Genomic DNA, 15,774 nt, shown 5'->3' with positions numbered 1-15,774 from the left:
CGCGTCCCGATCCGACATCCTCCCAGGAAAGCCGAGTGGTATTTATATACCGGCGCCTGCTACCGTACTGGTATAACTATACCGGTACGGAGGACGCGAGGTACTCGTGATCGAACTGAAGACGCCCGCGGAAATCGACCGCATGCACGTGGCCGGCCGCTTCGTGGCCGAGGTGCTCGCCGAGGTAGGCGCGCTCGCCGACGTGGGCGTCAACCTGCTGGACCTGGAACACCACGTGCGCGGCATGATCAACCGACGGGGTGCGCAGTCGTGCTACTGGGACTACGCGCCGTCGTTCGGCAAGGGCCCGTTCCGCAACGTCATCTGCCTGTCGGTCAACGACGCCGTCCTGCACGGCCTGCCGCACGACTACACGCTGCGCGACGGCGACGTGCTCACCGCGGACCTCGCGGTCAGCATCGACGGCTGGTCGGCCGACGCGGCACGCACGGTCGTCGTCGGGACCGCCGCCGAGGAGGATCTCCGGATCATCCGCGCCACCGAGGAAGCACTGGAGGCCGCGATCGAGGCGGCGCGCCCGGGCAACCGCCTCGGCGACATCTCGGCGGCGATCTGGGCGGTGGCCCGCGACTACGGCTACCCGGTCAACACCGAGTTCGGCGGTCACGGCATCGGCCGCACCATGCACGAGGACCTGCACGTGCCCAACAAGGGCCGCCCCGGCCGCGGCCTGACGCTGCGGCCCGGGCTGACCCTCGCGCTCGAACCGTGGTTCGCCCGCACGACCGACCGGATCGTCTTCGACCCGGACGGCTGGACCATCCGGTCGGCCGACGGTTCACGAACTGCCCACTCGGAGCACACCGTCGCCGTCACCGAGGACGGCCCGCTCGTGCTCACCCGCGCCGCCTAGCGAACCCCGACCAGCGCGGGCGCGTCGCGGACGTGTGCGGCGAGCGCGGCGGCGACGAACTCGGCGTCGCGGTGTGCCCCGCGCAGGGTGTTGGAGGAGAAGGCACGCTGGAACTCCAGGCCTACGTAGGCCAGACCGGGATGGGTGGCGGACAGCCCACCGCTGTGCAGTGGCAGCCCGTCGGCCAGCGCGCCGAGGGGTTCGAGGTAGGCCAGATCGGGCCGGTAGCCGGTGGCGAACAGGACGGTGTCGACCGGTTCACGCCGCCCACCGGGCCAGACGACGTGCTCGCCGTCGAAGGCGGTGAACATCTCGCGGCGGGGGAGCCTGCCGTCCTCGACGGCGGCGCGGTAGTCGCCGGTGTCCAGCACCGCGGGCCCGCCGAGGTAGTGGATCAGCCACTGTGGCGGAAGGTGGTCGAAGCCGCTCTCGTCCGCCCACCGGTGGAGGTCCTTGCCGTCCCGGCGCTGGGCGACGAAGGTGACCGGCGCACGGGTGGCGAGCGTGACGTCGGCGACCTCGGCGAGTTCGTAGCCGACCTGCACGCCGGAGTTGCCGCCGCCGACCACGACGACGCGTTCGCCGTGGTGCGGCTTGGGATCGCGGTAGCCCGCCACGTGCAGCAGCCGCCCGGGGAACCCGGCCTGGCCGGGCAGGACCGGCAGGTGCGGGTTGCCGAACGACCCGGTCGCGGCCACCACCCCGGCCGCGGGAATCAGCTCGCCGGCCGCCGTGCGGACGGTGAAACCGCCACGCGGGCCCGGCTCGACCGCCGTCACGGTGGTGCCGGTGCGGATGTCGGCGTCGACCGTGCCGGCGTAGCGGCGCAGGTAGGCAACCACCTCGTCCCGTCGCGGGTAGCCGTCCGGATCGCCGGGGAAGGGCTGGCCGGGCATGGCGCTGTAGCGGGCGGGCGAGAACAGGGTGAGGCTGTCGTAGTAGTCGCCCCACGACCCGGTCGGTTCCGGCCCGGCCTCCAGCAGCAGGGGCCGGATACCGTGCCCGTTGAGGGCACGGGCGGCGGACAGCCCGGACTGCCCGCCGCCGATGATCACCACGTCGGTCACGCCGTGTCCCCGGCAGGCTTGACGGCGCGGACGATCGCCGAGTGCATGGCGTCGGCGACCGGGTGAGTCGCGGTGATCTCGACGCCGGTGAACCCGGCGGCCAGCAGGCCGGCGCGGTACTCGGCGAAGGACAGGGCACCGGCGATGCAGCCCACGTGGTCACCGCGCTCGGCCCGCTGCGCGCTGCTGAGGTGGTCCTCGGCGACGACGTCGGTGACGCCGATCCGGCCGCCGGGGGTGAGGACGCGGAACATCTCGGCGAACACCGCGGGCTTGTCCACCGACAGGTTGATCACGCAGTTGGAGATCACCACGTCGATCGTGCCCGCGGGCAGCGGGATGGCCTCGATGGTGCCCTTGAGGAACTCGACGTTGGTGGCGCCCGCCTGCTCCGCGTTGGCCACGGCCAGCGCGAGCATCTCGTCGGTCATGTCCAGCCCGTACGCCTTGCCCGACGGGCCGACCCGGCGCGCCGACAGCAGCACGTCGATCCCGCCGCCGGAACCGAGATCGAGCACCCGCTCGCCCTCCCGGAGTTCGGCGACGGCGGTCGGGTTGCCGCAGCCCAGCGAGGCGGCGACGGCGTCGGCGGGCAGGGCGTCCCGCTCGTCGGTGGCGTACAGGGTGGAGCCGAAGTTCTCGTCGGTCTCCGTCGGTCCGCAGCAAGCCGTTTCGCCGCCGGTGACCTTCAGCGCGGCCGCGGCGTAGCGCTCCCGGACGGTCTCTCGCAGGTCGGCCATGACGCCTCCTTGTATCGATGGTTGTCGATACAAGGCTTGCATGCTGGTTTGAAGACTGTCAATATAGAAGTGTGTCGAAACAGCTGGAGGTCCTCGGCCCGGACACGAAGTGCTGCCACAACGTGGCCACCACCTCGCTGGAGGCAGGTCAGGCCGCCGAACTGGCCGTCGCCTTCAAGGCCCTGGGAGACCCGGTACGGCTGCGGCTGCTGTCGATGATCGCCTCGCAGCGCGACGGCGAGATCTGCGTCTGCGAGCTGACCCCGGCGTTCGACCTGTCCCAGCCGACGATCTCCCACCACCTCAAGCTGTTGCGGCAGGCCGGGCTCATCGACTGCGAACGCCGGGGAACCTGGGTCTACTACTGGGTCGTGCCCGGCGCGCTGGACCGGCTGGCCGGATTCCTGAGCTTCTAGGGAATCGCGGCGCAGCGGAACCCGACGTTGCCCGCCGTCGAGTCCGGGGCCAGGCCCTGCCGTGCCGCCACCCGGTAGCGGCGGCAGTAGGACTCGTGGCACAGGTACGAACCACCCTTGGCGACCCGCTGTCCGCCGGTACCGGGACGGAACGGGTCCGCGCACCACTCCCACACGTTGCCGGTGGTGTTGTACAGGCCGAAACCGTTGGGCTGGAACGCGTCCACCGGGCAGGTGCCGTACCAGCCGTCGGCCACGGTGTTGCGGGACGGGAAGCTGCCCTGCCACACGTTCATGCGATGGTGCCCGTCCGGTTCCCGCTCGTCGCCCCACGGGAACACCTTCGACTCCAGCCCGCCGCGCGCGGCCCGTTCCCACTGCGCCTCGGTGGGCAGACGGGTGCCCGCCCAGGCGCGGTAGGCCAGGGCGTCGTGCCAGTCGACGTGCACGACCGGATGGTCCGGCCGGTCCTCCCAGCCGGAGTGCGGGCCGTCCGGCCTGCGCCAGTCCGCACCCTCGACCTGGCGCCACCACGGCGCGGCCGCGACGCCCCGGGTGGGCGGGAAGTCGTCCGGGAGCAGGCCGGCGAAGACGAACGACCAACCCGCCCGTTCCGCGGTGGTGCGGTAACCGGTCTCGGCCGTGAAGCGGGCGAAGTCCGCGTTGGTCACCGCGCGGGCGTCGATCAGGAACGCCTCGAGCCGCACCGTCCGAACGGGCCCCTCACCGTCGGCCGGGTAGGCGAACGCGTCCTCGCTGCCCATGCGGAACTCGCCCGGCGGGACGAGCACCATGCCCTCGGTCGCCGCCGGGCGGGCAGGTGCCGGAGCCGGCCGCTGGGCGGTGTCGCCGGGGCCGGACGGTACGCAGCAGCTCACTGGGCTCCCATGACCCGCCGGTGCAGCCCGCCGTCGGGCTCCGGCGGCGCGGTCTCGGGATCCACGTCGACGCGGACCGTGTGCACGGTCCCGGTGAACTCGTTGGCGCCGACGGGGTAGTCGTCGGTCACCGGGGTGCCCAGGTCGACGCCGACGTCCAGGGTCTCGTCGAAGGAGAAGTAGTAGGGAATGGTCCGTTCGACCCGCCCGGAGGCGTGCTTCTCACCGTCGACGACGAGCGTGGCGGTGCCACCCTTGCCGAAACCCCCGCCGTCGTAACCGAACTCCAGCCGGACCTCGTGCCGCCCCGGCGCCAGCGTCCGTCCGCTTCGGACGGTGAACAGCTCCAGGCCGAAGTAGTTGTAGGTGTAGGACGGCCGCCCGCCGGCGAAGTAGACCGACCAGCCGCCGAACCGGCCACCCTGCGCGATCAGCACGCCCTCGGCCGTCTCCGGCACCTCGATGTCCGCGGTGATGCTGTGGGAGCGGTTCTTGACGTTGAGCGTGGTCTCCTCGGTGAATCGCCGCATCCCTCCGCGGTAGGTCACCGACGTCCGCTCACCGAGCAGGTCGACGCGCCCGGCCAGGGCGGGGTTCTCGCGTTCGGTGACCCGGTCGTCCAACGGGAAGACCTGGTACTTCGCGGCCTCGATCAGGAACAGGTCCCGCAGGCGGCGCAGCGTCTCGGGGTGCTCGGCGGCCAGGTCGCGGGCCTGGCTCCAGTCGCTGCGCAGGTTGTAGAGCTCCCAGACGTCGTCGGCGAACCGGCGGTCCGCCGTCGGCACCATCTCCCAGGGCACGCCGTGCCGGGTGACCGCCATCCAGCCGTCGTGGTAGATCCCGCGGTTGCCGCACATCTCGAAGTACTGCGTGCGGTGCCGTTCCGGTGCCTGCGGATCGGCGAGCGTGGGCCACATGCTCGTGCCCTCGATCGGCTGCTGGGGCACACCGTCGACGCTGAACGGCGCCGGAACCCCCACGCAGTCCAGGATCGTCGGCAGCACGTCGATCACGTGCGTGAACTGGTGCCGCAGGCCGCCGCGGTCGGCGACGCCACGCGGCCAGTGCAGGATCATGCCGTCCCGGGTTCCGCCGAGGTGGGACGCCACCTGCTTGGTCCACTGGAACGGGGTGTTCAGCGCCAGTGCCCAGCCGGCGGGGGCGATCGCGTAGCTGTCCGGTCCGCCGATGTCGTCGATGTGCGCGATCATCTCGTCCGGGTCGTCCACCACGCCGTGCCCGAGCCGGTGCTCGACGATCGTGCCCTCGACGCCGCCCTCGCCGGACGCGCCGTTGTCGCCGAGGATGTAGAGGAACAGGGTGTTGTCCAGCTCGCCGAGTTCCTCCAGCGCGGCGGTGAACCTGCCCACCTGGACGTCGGCGTGCTCGGTGAACCCCGCGAACGTCTCCATGAACCGCGCCGCCAGGCGGCGCTGGTTGGCGGTGAGCTCGTCCCAGTGCGGAACGCCCTCGGCCCACGGCGCCAGCTCGGTATCGGCTGGCACGACGCCGAGTTCCTTCTGCCGCCGCAGGGTCAGCTCCCGCTGACGGTCCCAGCCGTGGTCGAAGCGCCCGCGGTAGCGGTCCCGCCATTGCCTGCCGACGTGCAGCGGCGCGTGCGCGGCGCCGAGCGCGAGGTAGGTGAAGAACGGCCGGTCCGGCGTCAGCGTCCGCTGGGTGCGGACCCAGTCGATGGCGTGGTCGACGAGGTCCTCGGTGAGGTGATAGCCGTCCTCGGGGCCCCGGTCCGGCTCGACCGGCGTGGTTCCCTGATACAGCAACGGATACCAGTGGTTCATCTCGGCGCCCATGAACCCGTAGAAGGTGTCGAAGCCCTCCCCGGTGGGCCACCGGTCGAACGGCCCGACGGCGCTGATCTCCCGCGGCGGGGTCTGGTGCCACTTCCCGAACGCCGCCGTGCTGTAGCCGTTTCCCTGCAGGATCTGGGCCAGTGTCGCCGCGCTGCGCGGCCGGAACCCGTTGTACCCCGGCGCGGCGGTGGCCATCTCGGTGGTCCCGCCCATGCCGACCGAGTGGTGGTTGCGCCCGGTCAGCAGGGCCTGCCGGGTCGGCGAGCACAACGCCGTCACGTGGAAACGGGTGTAGCGCAATCCGTTGTCCGCCAGGCGGTCCGCCGTCGGCATCGCGCACGGCCCGCCGAACGCGCTGGACGTGCCGTACCCGAGATCGTCGACCAGCACGATGACCACGTTCGGCGCGGACTCCGGCGGCGGGACCGGCCTGACCGGGGTGAACGCGGTGTCCTGGTCGTGGACGTCCATGGCGGCCGGCGCCGACACGCGGGGGTCCGGGCGCGGGAGGATGTGCCGTCCGGCGTCGAAGTCAGCCATGTGCGCAGCCTGGGCAGCGGATGCCCGTCCGGTCAACAGGGGTCCAGGAAGTGGGCCGAACGACTTCTGTATGACGGCGATAAGGAGTGCCTATACCGCCATGTCGACGAACGCCCTGGCGGCGGGGGACAGCGGGCCCTGCCGCCACACCAGCCGGCCGCGGCGCAGCAGCCGCGGCCGGGCCGACACCATGCGGGCACCGTGCGGCACCGCCCCCGACGCCATGGCGGTCGGCAGCACCGACGCCCCCACCCCGGCCAGCACCAGCGGCAGGATCATGGCCCGGTGCGCGGTCTCCACGACGATCCGGGGTTCGACGCCGAGTGCGGCACAGACCTCGTCCACCGCCGCCCGGGTCTCGGTACCCGGCGGGGTGACGATCAGGTCCAGGCCGGACAGCTCCCGCGCGGTGATCGTGTCCCCGGCCGGATGCGGGTGGTCCGGGGGCAGCACGACGTGCATCTCGTGTTCGGGCAGGTCCATTCCGGACAGGTCACCGCTGGGCACCGAGGCGTCCACCAGGCCGAGCTCGCACTCGCCGGCCCCGACCATGTGCACCACCGCGGACCCGCGTTCCGGGTCGGTCACCCGCACGCTGACCCTGGGGTGGACCCGCCGGAAGCGGCCGAGCATCCCGGCCAGCGGATCGACGGACAGCGTCGTCTGCGAGACGATGTCGAGCCTGCCGCCGCCGAGCCCGAGGACGTCGCGGACCAGCGACCTCGCCGTGACCAGGTCACGCAGCACCTGCTGCGCGGGCGGGACCAGTGCCTCACCGGCGGCGGTGAGGGTGACACCGTGGGGCAGCCGGTGGAACAGGCTGCCGCCCAGCTCCCGTTCCAGGGCCCGGATCGAGTGCGACAGGGCGGGTTGCGACACGTGCAGCGCCGCCGCGGCCGGCGTGAACCCGCCGTGCTCGACCACGGCGATGAAGTACTCCAGCTGTCGTCGTTCCACCGCGTCTCCCGTTCCGGAGCGGTCATGGTAGCCGTGGCCGGCGACCGTCGAGCGCCTCCAGGAACGCCTGCACGGGCAGCGGCGCGGGCGGCCTGCCGTAGACCGCGACCGAGACCAGCCGCCGGGTTCCGGGCAGTTCGGCGGTCCGGACACCGGGATGGCGGTGGGCACGCAGCGCCAGCCCGGGCAGGACACTGACGCCGAGACCGGCGGCGACCAGCGCCTGGACGGCGACGTAGTCGTCGGTCTCGAACCGGATGTCCGGCGTGAAGTCGCACAGCGACAGCAGGTGGGCGCGGCAGCGTGTGCACCCGGCGATCCACCGGTCGGCGCGGTAGGAGTCCAGAGTGGACTCCGGCGCCCGGCCGGCAGGCGTGACCACGTACAGCGGGTCCTCCAGCACCGGGACGAGCGTGGTGTTGCGGTGGTCGCCCCGCACCGGGGTGTCGTGCTCGAAGACCAGCGCCGCGTCGGCCTCCCCGCCCCGCAGCGCGGCCAGGGCCTCGGGCGGTTCGGCCTCGGACAGGGCCAGCTCGATGCCGGGGTGGGCGGACGCCAGCCGGGCCGCCGCCTCCGGCACCAGCGTGGCCAGCGCGGACGGGAAGGCGGCGAGCCGGACCCGGCCCACCCGCAGACCGGCGTGCGCGGCCAGTTCGGTGCGGACGGACTCCACCTGGCCGAGGATCTCCTCGGCCCGCTCCACGAGGAGACGGCCCGCGTCGGTGAGCCGGATGCCGCGGCCGGCGCGCTGCACCAGCGGTACCCCGGCCTCGGCCTCCAGCCTGGCCAGATGGTGGCTGACCGACGGCTGGGCGTAGTGCAGTGCCTCTGCCGCGGCGGTGACCGAGCCGGTCCTGGCGACCGCCACCAGGACCCGCAGGCGGGTGAGATCCATCGATAGACCATATCGATGCTTGCCGAGAAAACCGACATTGGAGCTATGGCTCGAACTGGGCGACAGTGTGGGCATGGACATCACCGACGTGCTGCGAGCGCACCGCGTGGTCGCCGGGCACCTGCCGCCCACCCCGATGTGGAACTACCCGCTGATCGACCGGGCGGCGGGCACGACCGTGCTGGTCAAGCACGAGAACACGCAGCCGACGGGCGCGTTCAAGGTGCGTGGCGGGCTGACGCTGCTGACCGCGATGTCGCCGGCGCAGCGGGCGCGCGGGGTGCTCGGGTACTCCACCGGCAACCACGCCCAGTCCCTGGCCTACGCGGCCGCCCGGTTCGGCGCGCCGTGCACGATCGTCATGCCCCGCGATCCCAGCCCGGTCAAGGCGCGGGCGGTGCGGGCGCTGGGGGCGGAGCTGGTCGAGTACGGGGCGACGTTCGACGAGGCCCGGCCGTACGCGGTGAACCTCGCGCGGGAGCGGGGAATGCGGCTGGTGACCGCCGCCGACGACCCGGAGCTGGTGGCCGGGGTGGGGACGCTGTACGTGGAGATGTTCACCCATTCGCCGGACATCGACGTGATCGTCGTGCCGGTCGGCGGCGGCAGCGGTGCCGCCGCGGCCGGCGTGGTCGCGGCGGCGCTGGCACCCGGCTGCGAGGTGATCGGCGTGCAGTCGGCCGCGTCACCGGCCGCCCACGACTCGTGGCGTGCGGGCGGCGTCGTCGAACGTCCGAACAGGACGGTGGTCGGGGGACTGGCCACCGGGTCCGGGTTCGAGCTGACCCAGCGGCTCATGCGTGCGCACCTGGCCGACTTCCTGCTGGTCGGCGACGACGCCATCGCCGAAGCGCAGCGGGTGCTGATGCGGGACGCGCACACCCTCGCCGAGGGTGCCGGCGCCGCCGCGCTCGCGGCCGTGCTGGCGCACCGGGACCGCTTCGCCGGCCGCACGGTCGCCGTCGTCTGCACCGGTGGCAACGCCGACGTCTGACACTCACCGGCTCAGGACCGTCTCCCGCTCCATGTGCGACAGCTTCTCCGGGTTGCGCACGGCGTACAGGCCGGTGACGAGGCCGTCGTCCATGCGCACCGCCACCACGGTGTCGAGTTCCCCGTCCAGCGCGAGGATCAGCGCCGGGTAGCCGTTGACCTGCGCCGACCGCACCGTCATCCGGCCGGCGACCCTGGCCATCCCGGCGGCCAGCAGGCGGGCCACCTTGTCGGCGCCCACGATCGGCCGTGGCACGGCCTGCTTGATCCCGCCGCCGTCGCCGAGCATGACCACGTCGGGCGCGAGGATGTCCAGCAACCGTTGCAGGTCACCGGTTTCGATCACCTGCCGGAACGCCTCCAGCGCGGACCGGGCCTGTGCCGCGGACACCGTGCCGCGCGGCCGCCGCGCCGCGACGTGGTTCCGCGCGCGGTGCGCGATCTGCCGGACCGCGGCCGGGCTCTTGCCGACGGCATCGGCGATCTCGTCGTAGCCGAGGTCGAACACCTCCCGCAGCACGAACACCGCCCGTTCGGTCGGCGCGAGCGTCTCCAGCACCAGCAGCATCGCCATCGAGACGTTCTCGGCCAGTTCGACGTCCTCGGCCACGTCTGGCGCGGTCAGCAGCGGTTCGGGCAGCCACGACCCGACATAGGACTCCTTGCGCCTGCCGAGCGTGCGCAGCCGGGTGAGCGCCTGCCGCGTGGTGATCCGGACCAGGTAGGCACGCTGGTCGCGGACCGTGCCGAGGTCGACGCCAGCCCAGCGCAGCCAGGTCTCCTGCAGCACGTCCTCCGCGTCGGCGGCCGAGCCGAGCATCTCGTAGGCGACGGTGAACAGCAGGTTGCGGTGGGTCAGGAACGCTTCGGTGGCGGGATCCGGTGTCGTCACACCCACCAGACTCCGGACGCCGCCGGTTCGTGACAGTGGCCTGCCCCACAGCGCCGGGGTGTCACGGGGAGGCGTTCGCCGGCATCTGGTGTTCGTTCACGTAACTCCACGAGTGAGGACGAGGTCATGGACACCCGGTTCAACATGTTCGACAACGAGATCGCCGCCAAGTTCGCCAAGCGCTTCGCCAATGCCGGGCTGGTGATCCACCAGTCGCCGCTGCCCGCGTCCACCCAGGAACTGGTCTCGTTGCGTGCCAGCCAGATCAACGGCTGCGGCTGGTGCATCGACATGCACACCAAGGAGGCGGCCGCGGCGGGGGAGTCGGCGGTGCGGCTCAACCTGGTCGCGGCCTGGCGGGAGTCGACGGTGTTCACCGAGGCCGAGCGGGCCGCGCTGGCGCTGGCCGAGGAGGGCACCCGGCTCGCCGACGCCCACCAGGGCGTCTCGGACGAGACCTGGGCACTGGTGCGCGAGCACTACGACGACGACCAGGTCGCCGCGCTGGTGGCGCTCGTCGCGTTGATCAACGCGGCCAACCGGATGGCCGTCATCGTGCACCAGAAGGGCGGTTCCTACGAGGCGGGCATGTTCGCCGCGGCCGTCGGCTGACGCTCCGGCGCCCCGGCGGCTCGTGAAGGGGGCCCTCACGGCATCAGACGCCAGGGCCGCCGCGAAGTCGGACGTCGGCGTGAGAGCAAGGGAGCTTTACTGGCGAAGAAGGGTAGTAAAGCTCCCTTGCCACTTAGGTTCACAGTCATGGTGCTGAGTTTGGGTGCCAGACCTGCGGTTTCGTGGGTTCAGCCCGGTGGGATGTCGGGTAGGGACGCCGTGGACTCGGAGAAGGACGCGGAAGATTCGCCGCCCCAAGCCCAACCGAATCCACGCCGACAAGGGGCCCGCGGTGTGGGATCATCGATCCATGTCGACGACTCGAAGGAGCCATGGCGCGTAGACCGCCAGCTCGTGTCCGAGCGGACCTACTCCGTCGTAAGCCGCCTCAACGCGTCCCGGCTCTTCCGGGACTGTCCCCACGTGGCCAGGCCGCCCTCGCTCGCCTCGAACACACCCGCCTGTGGCCGGGAGCGGCCGTCGAAGCGCTCCGTATCTGGGAGGGCTTCGTTCATGATCCGGGCCATCGCCTCTGGGATCCCTGCAGCGGTTGCGGATTCTGGGGCTGCTGCACGGACTACACAGAGGTGCGATGGGTCCTGCTCGTGGTCGCCAACGCCCTGCCACAGCAGGACGCACGGTGCCTCCGCAGGCGCCTCGCCGCTCTCGATGAACACTGGTGAGCCTGCGTGACTACCGACGGGCGTCGGCCAGATTGTTCGCGTTGACCACCCGTGCGACCCCGGCGCCGTCCAGCCGGAGCCGGGCTCGGTCCAGTGCCAGCAGGACCTGGCGGTTACGGCCCGGCTGATCACGTCAGGATCCATCCCGGAGCCCCACCGGCCACGCCGAACGAGACCACACCGGGTCAACGTCACCGCTACGAACGGCACCTTGGTAGCGCAACACGCAACCACAGTGCCCTTGGTGGCACCGCCGGACGCCCGACCGCGCGGACCTGCCGGGCCCCGGCATGAGACGGCGTGAGGCCCATCCACCGCGGGCTGCCTACTGGGGGCCGTTGGTCAGGGAGAGGTTGAACGTGTAGCGGGACGCGCGGTAGACGTGCCAGCCGTGTTCGACCACGCGGCCGGTGTCGTCGTAGGTGGTGCGCCGCATCGTGAGCAGGGCCGCTCCCGGCTGCTCGTCCAGCAGTTCCGCGTCCTCCTCGGTCGCCTGCCGCGCGCCGATGTTCTGCTCGGCCGCGTGCAGGCGCACCCCGGCCGAGCGCAGGAGCTGGTAGAGGCCCTTGTCCCGCAGCTCGTCGTCGTCCGGGTCGATGATCCCGTCGGGCAGGTAGTTGTTCATCACCGCGAGTGGCTCGCCGTCGACCGAGCGGATCCGCTTCAGCCGCCGGACATGACCGAGGCCGGGTGCCTCGAGCAGCTCGGCCGTGTCCGCGCCGGCCGGCTCCAGGCGGTTGATCAGGACGACCGAGCCGGGCGTGCCGCCGAGCCCGGCGAGGTCGTCGAACAGGCTGCTCAGCCGCAGCGGCCGCGCCACCCGGGTACGCACGACCTGGGTCCCCACGCCCCGCCTGCGCACCAGCAGCCCCTGGTTGACCAGCGACTGGATCGCCTGGCGGACGGTCGGCCGCGACAGGCGCAGGCTCGCCGCGAGGTCGACCTCGTTGCCCAGGCGGGCACCGGCGGGCAGCCGCCCGTCCTCGATCGCCGCGTGCAGCTGCCGCGAGACCTGGAAGTACAGCGGCTCGGGGCTGCCCGGGTCGATCTCGATCTCCCGGGCCGGGTCCCAGGACGGGAACACGATGTCCGGACGACGTGCGCTCATCGCCGGAAGCCTACCATCCTCGCGTCGAGATGACCTGATGTCCATATGTCTTGACAAAGTATTCGGCACGATGCCATCGTGGACCGGTACCGAGCTGGGAGGGGAACAGTGACCGACATCGTGCGGCGCATCGTCGCCAAACGGGTGCACGATCCGGGGGCGATCGCCGAGGCGGCGGCGAGCCGGGTGCGTGCCACGTCGCCGTTCAACGACAAGGGCCGCGTGATGATCATCGCCGCGGACCATCCGGCACGCGGGGCCAACGCGGTGGGTGCCGACCCGGCGGCCATGGCGAACCGGGGCGAGCTGCTGGAACGGCTGTGCCTGGCACTGGAGCGCCCCGGGGTCACCGGCGTGATGGCGACCCCGGACGTCCTCGACGATCTGCTGCTGCTCGGGGTGCTCGACGGCAAGACGGTGATCGGGTCGATGAACCGGACCGGCCTGGCCGGGTCGAGCTTCGAGGTCGACGACCGGTTCGCCAGCTACGACGCCGAGACGATCGACCGGATGCGTTTCGACGGTGGCAAGACGCTCACCCGGATCTGCCTCACCGACCCGGCCACGCCCGGCGTGCTGGAGAACACGGCGAGGGCGATCGACGAGCTGGCCGCGCGCAGGCTCATCGCCATGGTCGAGCCGTTCCTGTCCACCTGGACCGACGGCAGGCTGCGCAACGATCTCTCGCCCGACGCCGTGATCCGCTCGATCACGATCGCGTCCGGCCTGGGCAGCACCTCCGCCTACACCTGGCTCAAACTGCCGGTGGTCGACGACATGGAACGCGTGCTCGCGTCCTCGACGTTGCCTGCCGTGCTGCTCGGCGGCGAGGTCACCGACCCCGACGCCGCGTTCGCCTCCTGGCAGCACGCGCTCAGCCAGCCCACCGTCCAGGGCCTGCTGGTCGGGCGTTCGCTGCTCTATCCCCGGGACGGGGACGTAACGAAAGCCGTCGACACCGCTGTGGGGCTGCTGTGAACCTCTACCGCCCGGCGGGCAGCACCGCCGAAGGACCGTTCAGTCTCGTCGTCACCCCCGAGTCCGCCGGCTGGGGCTACTCCGGCCTGCGGGTCCTCGAACTCGACGGGACGCGCACCGTCACGACCGGCGACGCCGAGGCACTCGTACTGCCGCTCTCGGGTGATTGCCGGGTGCAGGTCGACGGCGAGACCTTCGAACTCACCGGCCGCACCGGCGTGTTCGACTCGGTCACCGACTTCGCCTACCTGCCATGCGATGCGGAGGCGACGATCACCGGCAGCGGGCGGTTCGCCCTGCCGTCGGCGAAGACCTCCCGCCGCCTGCCGGCACGCTACGGCCCCGCCGAGGGCGTCCCGGTCGAGCTGCGCGGCGCGGGAAACTGCAGCCGTCAGGTCAACAACTACTGCCTGCCGCACACCTTCGACGCCGACCAGCTGCTGGTGTGCGAGGTGCTGACACCGGGAGGGAACTGGTCGTCCTACCCGCCGCACAAGCACGACGAGGCCCGCGAGGGCGAGAGCGAGCTGGAGGAGATCTACTACTTCGAGGTCTCCGGCGGCGGCATGGGCTACCAGCGCGTCTACGGCACCGACGAGCGCCCGATCGACGTGCTGGCCGAGGTCCGCTCGGGCGACGTCGTGCTGATCCCGCACGGCTGGCACGGCCCGTCGATGGCCACCCCCGGCTACGACCTCTACTACCTCAACGTGATGGCCGGGCCTGGCCAGGAACGGGCGTGGCTGATCTGCGACGACCCGGCCCACGGCTGGGTGCGCCAGACCTGGGAGTCGCAGGACGTCGACCCCCGCCTGCCCTTCGGAGGATCAGCATGAAGACCATCCAGCACTGGATCGGCGGCACCGCCACGGCAGCGGGCTCGACCCGCACGGCGGCGGTCCACGACCCGGCCACCGGGCAGCAGCGGGCGCAGGTCCTGCTCGCCGGGCCCGCCGACGTCGACAGCGCCGTCGCGGCCGCGAGCAAGGCGTTCGCGTCGTGGGGCGACTCGTCGCTGTCCCAGCGCGTCAAGGTCATGTTCGCGTTCCGCGAGCTGCTGGTGAAGCACGAGGACGAGCTGGCCCGCGTCATCTCCGCCGAGCACGGCAAGGTGGTCGACGACGCCCGTGGCGAGATCGTGCGTGGCCGCGAGGTCGTCGAGTACGCCTGCGGCATCGCCGACGCGCTCAAGGGAAGCTTCTCCGACCAGGTCTCCCGCGACGTCGACGTCCACAACTTCCGCACGCCGCTGGGGGTCGTCGCCGGCATCACCCCGTTCAACTTCCCGATCATGGTGCCGTTGTGGATGCACCCGATCGCGATCGCCACCGGCAACACCTTCGTGCTCAAGCCGAGCGAGCGTGACCCGTCGGCCTCCGCACTGGTCGCCAAGCTGTACGCCGAGGCAGGCCTGCCCGACGGCGTGTTCAACGTCGTCAACGGCGACAAGACCGCGGTCGACGCCATTCTCGACCACCCGGACATCGCGGCGGTCTCGTTCGTCGGCTCGACCCCCATCGCCAGGTACGTGCACGAGCGCGGCACCGCGGCCGGCAAGCGGGTGCAGGCCCTCGGCGGCGCGAAGAACCACGCCGTGGTCCTGCCCGACGCCGACCTGGAGTACGCCGCGAACCACCTCACCGCGGCCGCCTTCGGCTCGGCCGGGCAGCGGTGCATGGCGATCTCGGTCGGCGTCGCCGTCGGCTCGGCGGGCGACCGGCTGGTCGAGATCCTGGAGCGCAAGGCCCGCGAGGTCACGGTCGGGCCGGGGTCCGACCCGGCCAGCGACATGGGGCCGGTGGTCACCGCGGCCGCCCGCGACCGGGTCGTCGACACCGTCACCGACGCGGCTGGGCAGGGCGCCACGGTGGTCGTCGACGGCCGGGAGCTGACCGTGGCGGGCCACGAGGACGGCTTCTTCGTCGGGCCGTCGCTGCTGGACCGGGTCACCACGGACATGCGTGCCTACCGCGAGGAGATCTTCGGCCCGGTGCTGGTGATCCTGCGAGCCGACACCGTGGACGAGGCGATCGGCATCATCAACGCCAACCCCTACGGCAACGGCACCGCGATCTTCACCGGCAGCGGTGAGGCCGCCCGCAGGTTCCAGCGTGAGGTCAAGGTCGGCATGATCGGCGTCAACGTGCCGATCCCCGTCCCGATGTCGTACTACTCCTTCGGTGGCTGGAAGGACTCCCTCATCGGCGACAGCCCGATCCACGGGCCCGAGGGCGTCCGGTTCTACACGCGGGCCAAGGTCGTCACCACCCGCTGGCCGGACACCGGCGGGCACACGGCGGCGTTCAGCTTCCCCACCAGCTCCGGCTGAT

General features: G+C 71.7%; 15 protein-coding genes. 7 read left to right on the top strand and 8 right to left on the bottom strand.

Annotated elements, in window-relative coordinates; all coding sequences use genetic code 11:
* Positions 1–106 precede the first annotated feature (106 nt).
* Positions 107–874: a type I methionyl aminopeptidase gene (gene map, locus EWH70_RS25680; RefSeq protein WP_130478073.1), complete on the top strand. Its 768-nt coding sequence runs from the start codon at positions 107–109 to the stop codon at positions 872–874.
* Here map and EWH70_RS25675 read toward each other — a convergent pair.
* Together EWH70_RS25675 and arsM are read right to left on the bottom strand one after the other, a co-directional pair.
* A complete protein-coding gene (locus tag EWH70_RS25675) occupies positions 871–1,941 on the bottom strand; it encodes a flavin-containing monooxygenase (protein WP_130478072.1) in 1,071 nt (356 codons plus the stop codon). The two genes, map and EWH70_RS25675, sit on opposite strands and share 4 nt — an antisense overlap.
* Positions 1,938–2,681: an arsenite methyltransferase gene (gene arsM / locus EWH70_RS25670; protein ID WP_130478071.1), complete on the bottom strand. Its 744-nt coding sequence runs from the start codon at positions 2,679–2,681 to the stop codon at positions 1,938–1,940. Before arsM ends, EWH70_RS25675 begins: the two co-directional genes overlap by 4 nt.
* A 71-nt stretch (positions 2,682–2,752) precedes the next feature.
* Here arsM and EWH70_RS25665 point away from each other — a divergent pair, with 71 nt between their 5' ends.
* The gene (locus tag EWH70_RS25665) at positions 2,753–3,097 is read left to right on the top strand and encodes an ArsR/SmtB family transcription factor (protein ID WP_420809092.1); all 345 of its coding nucleotides are present in this window, start codon (positions 2,753–2,755) and stop codon (positions 3,095–3,097) included.
* On the opposite strand, the gene EWH70_RS25660 is transcribed toward EWH70_RS25665, so the two are convergent.
* From EWH70_RS25660 to EWH70_RS25645, 4 genes are all read right to left on the bottom strand, one after another.
* Positions 3,094–3,975 carry an SUMF1/EgtB/PvdO family nonheme iron enzyme gene (locus EWH70_RS25660; protein WP_338078613.1) on the bottom strand — a complete coding sequence of 294 codons (882 nt, stop codon included), beginning with the start codon at positions 3,973–3,975 and terminating at the stop codon, positions 3,094–3,096. The genes EWH70_RS25665 and EWH70_RS25660 overlap by 4 nt on opposite strands.
* Positions 3,972–6,326 (bottom strand): arylsulfatase, encoded by a 2,355-nt coding sequence (locus tag EWH70_RS25655; RefSeq protein WP_130478069.1) that lies wholly within the window; start codon positions 6,324–6,326, stop codon positions 3,972–3,974. Before EWH70_RS25655 ends, EWH70_RS25660 begins: the two co-directional genes overlap by 4 nt.
* Before the next feature lie 90 nt (positions 6,327–6,416).
* Positions 6,417–7,283 carry a LysR family transcriptional regulator gene (locus tag EWH70_RS25650; protein ID WP_130478068.1) on the bottom strand — a complete coding sequence of 289 codons (867 nt, stop codon included), beginning with the start codon at positions 7,281–7,283 and terminating at the stop codon, positions 6,417–6,419.
* 22 nt (positions 7,284–7,305) lie between these two features.
* Entirely contained in the window at positions 7,306–8,178 is an 873-nt protein-coding gene (locus EWH70_RS25645) for a LysR family transcriptional regulator (protein WP_130478067.1), read from the bottom strand.
* 73 nt (positions 8,179–8,251) lie between these two features.
* Here EWH70_RS25645 and EWH70_RS25640 point away from each other — a divergent pair, with 73 nt between their 5' ends.
* On the top strand, positions 8,252–9,172 hold the full coding sequence (locus EWH70_RS25640) for a threonine ammonia-lyase (protein ID WP_130478066.1): 921 nt from the start codon (positions 8,252–8,254) through the stop codon (positions 9,170–9,172).
* A gap of 3 nt (positions 9,173–9,175) precedes the next feature.
* Here the strand turns inward: EWH70_RS25640 and EWH70_RS25635 are convergent, their stop codons facing one another.
* The gene (locus EWH70_RS25635) at positions 9,176–10,069 is read right to left on the bottom strand and encodes an RNA polymerase sigma-70 factor (RefSeq protein WP_420809091.1); all 894 of its coding nucleotides are present in this window, start codon (positions 10,067–10,069) and stop codon (positions 9,176–9,178) included.
* Positions 10,070–10,189: 120 nt separating this feature from the next.
* On the opposite strand from EWH70_RS25635, the gene EWH70_RS25630 reads away from it, so the two are divergent.
* Entirely contained in the window at positions 10,190–10,675 is a 486-nt protein-coding gene (locus EWH70_RS25630; protein WP_130478064.1) for a carboxymuconolactone decarboxylase family protein, read from the top strand.
* 1,008 nt (positions 10,676–11,683) lie between these two features.
* On the opposite strand, the gene EWH70_RS25625 is transcribed toward EWH70_RS25630, so the two are convergent.
* Complete coding sequence (locus EWH70_RS25625) at positions 11,684–12,466, bottom strand: GntR family transcriptional regulator (protein WP_130478063.1); 783 nt, start codon at positions 12,464–12,466, stop codon at positions 11,684–11,686.
* A gap of 108 nt (positions 12,467–12,574) precedes the next feature.
* Here EWH70_RS25625 and EWH70_RS25620 point away from each other — a divergent pair, with 108 nt between their 5' ends.
* From EWH70_RS25620 to EWH70_RS25610, 3 genes are read left to right on the top strand one after another with little or no spacing between them, the layout of a single operon-like run.
* Entirely contained in the window at positions 12,575–13,444 is an 870-nt protein-coding gene (locus tag EWH70_RS25620) for a Cgl0159 family (beta/alpha)8-fold protein (protein ID WP_130478062.1), read from the top strand.
* Entirely contained in the window at positions 13,441–14,280 is an 840-nt protein-coding gene (gene iolB, locus EWH70_RS25615) for a 5-deoxy-glucuronate isomerase (protein WP_130478061.1), read from the top strand. Before EWH70_RS25620 ends, iolB begins: the two co-directional genes overlap by 4 nt.
* Positions 14,277–15,773: a CoA-acylating methylmalonate-semialdehyde dehydrogenase gene (locus EWH70_RS25610; RefSeq protein WP_130478060.1), complete on the top strand. Its 1,497-nt coding sequence runs from the start codon at positions 14,277–14,279 to the stop codon at positions 15,771–15,773. The genes iolB and EWH70_RS25610 overlap by 4 nt, the downstream gene beginning before the upstream one ends.
* Position 15,774 lies beyond the last annotated feature (1 nt).

The organism is Amycolatopsis suaedae (assembly GCF_004214935.1).
Classification (GTDB): domain Bacteria; phylum Actinomycetota; class Actinomycetes; order Mycobacteriales; family Pseudonocardiaceae; genus Amycolatopsis; species Amycolatopsis suaedae.
Note: the sequence above shows the minus strand (reverse complement) of the source record. Positions and strands in the feature narration are given on the sequence as shown.

Excerpts from the sequence above, each read along its gene's own strand:
- EWH70_RS25645 (WP_130478067.1), bottom strand. The coding sequence starts at position 8,178 with ATGGATCTCACCCGCCTGCGGGTCCTGGTGGCGGTCGCCAGGACCGGC.
- EWH70_RS25630 (WP_130478064.1), top strand. The coding sequence starts at position 10,190 with ATGGACACCCGGTTCAACATGTTCGACAACGAGATCGCCGCCAAGTTC.
- EWH70_RS25625 (WP_130478063.1), bottom strand. The coding sequence starts at position 12,466 with ATGAGCGCACGTCGTCCGGACATCGTGTTCCCGTCCTGGGACCCGGCC.
- arsM (WP_130478071.1), bottom strand. The coding sequence starts at position 2,681 with ATGGCCGACCTGCGAGAGACCGTCCGGGAGCGCTACGCCGCGGCCGCG.
- EWH70_RS25610 (WP_130478060.1), top strand. The coding sequence starts at position 14,277 with ATGAAGACCATCCAGCACTGGATCGGCGGCACCGCCACGGCAGCGGGC.
- EWH70_RS25655 (WP_130478069.1), bottom strand. The coding sequence starts at position 6,326 with ATGGCTGACTTCGACGCCGGACGGCACATCCTCCCGCGCCCGGACCCC.
- EWH70_RS25640 (WP_130478066.1), top strand. The coding sequence starts at position 8,252 with ATGGACATCACCGACGTGCTGCGAGCGCACCGCGTGGTCGCCGGGCAC.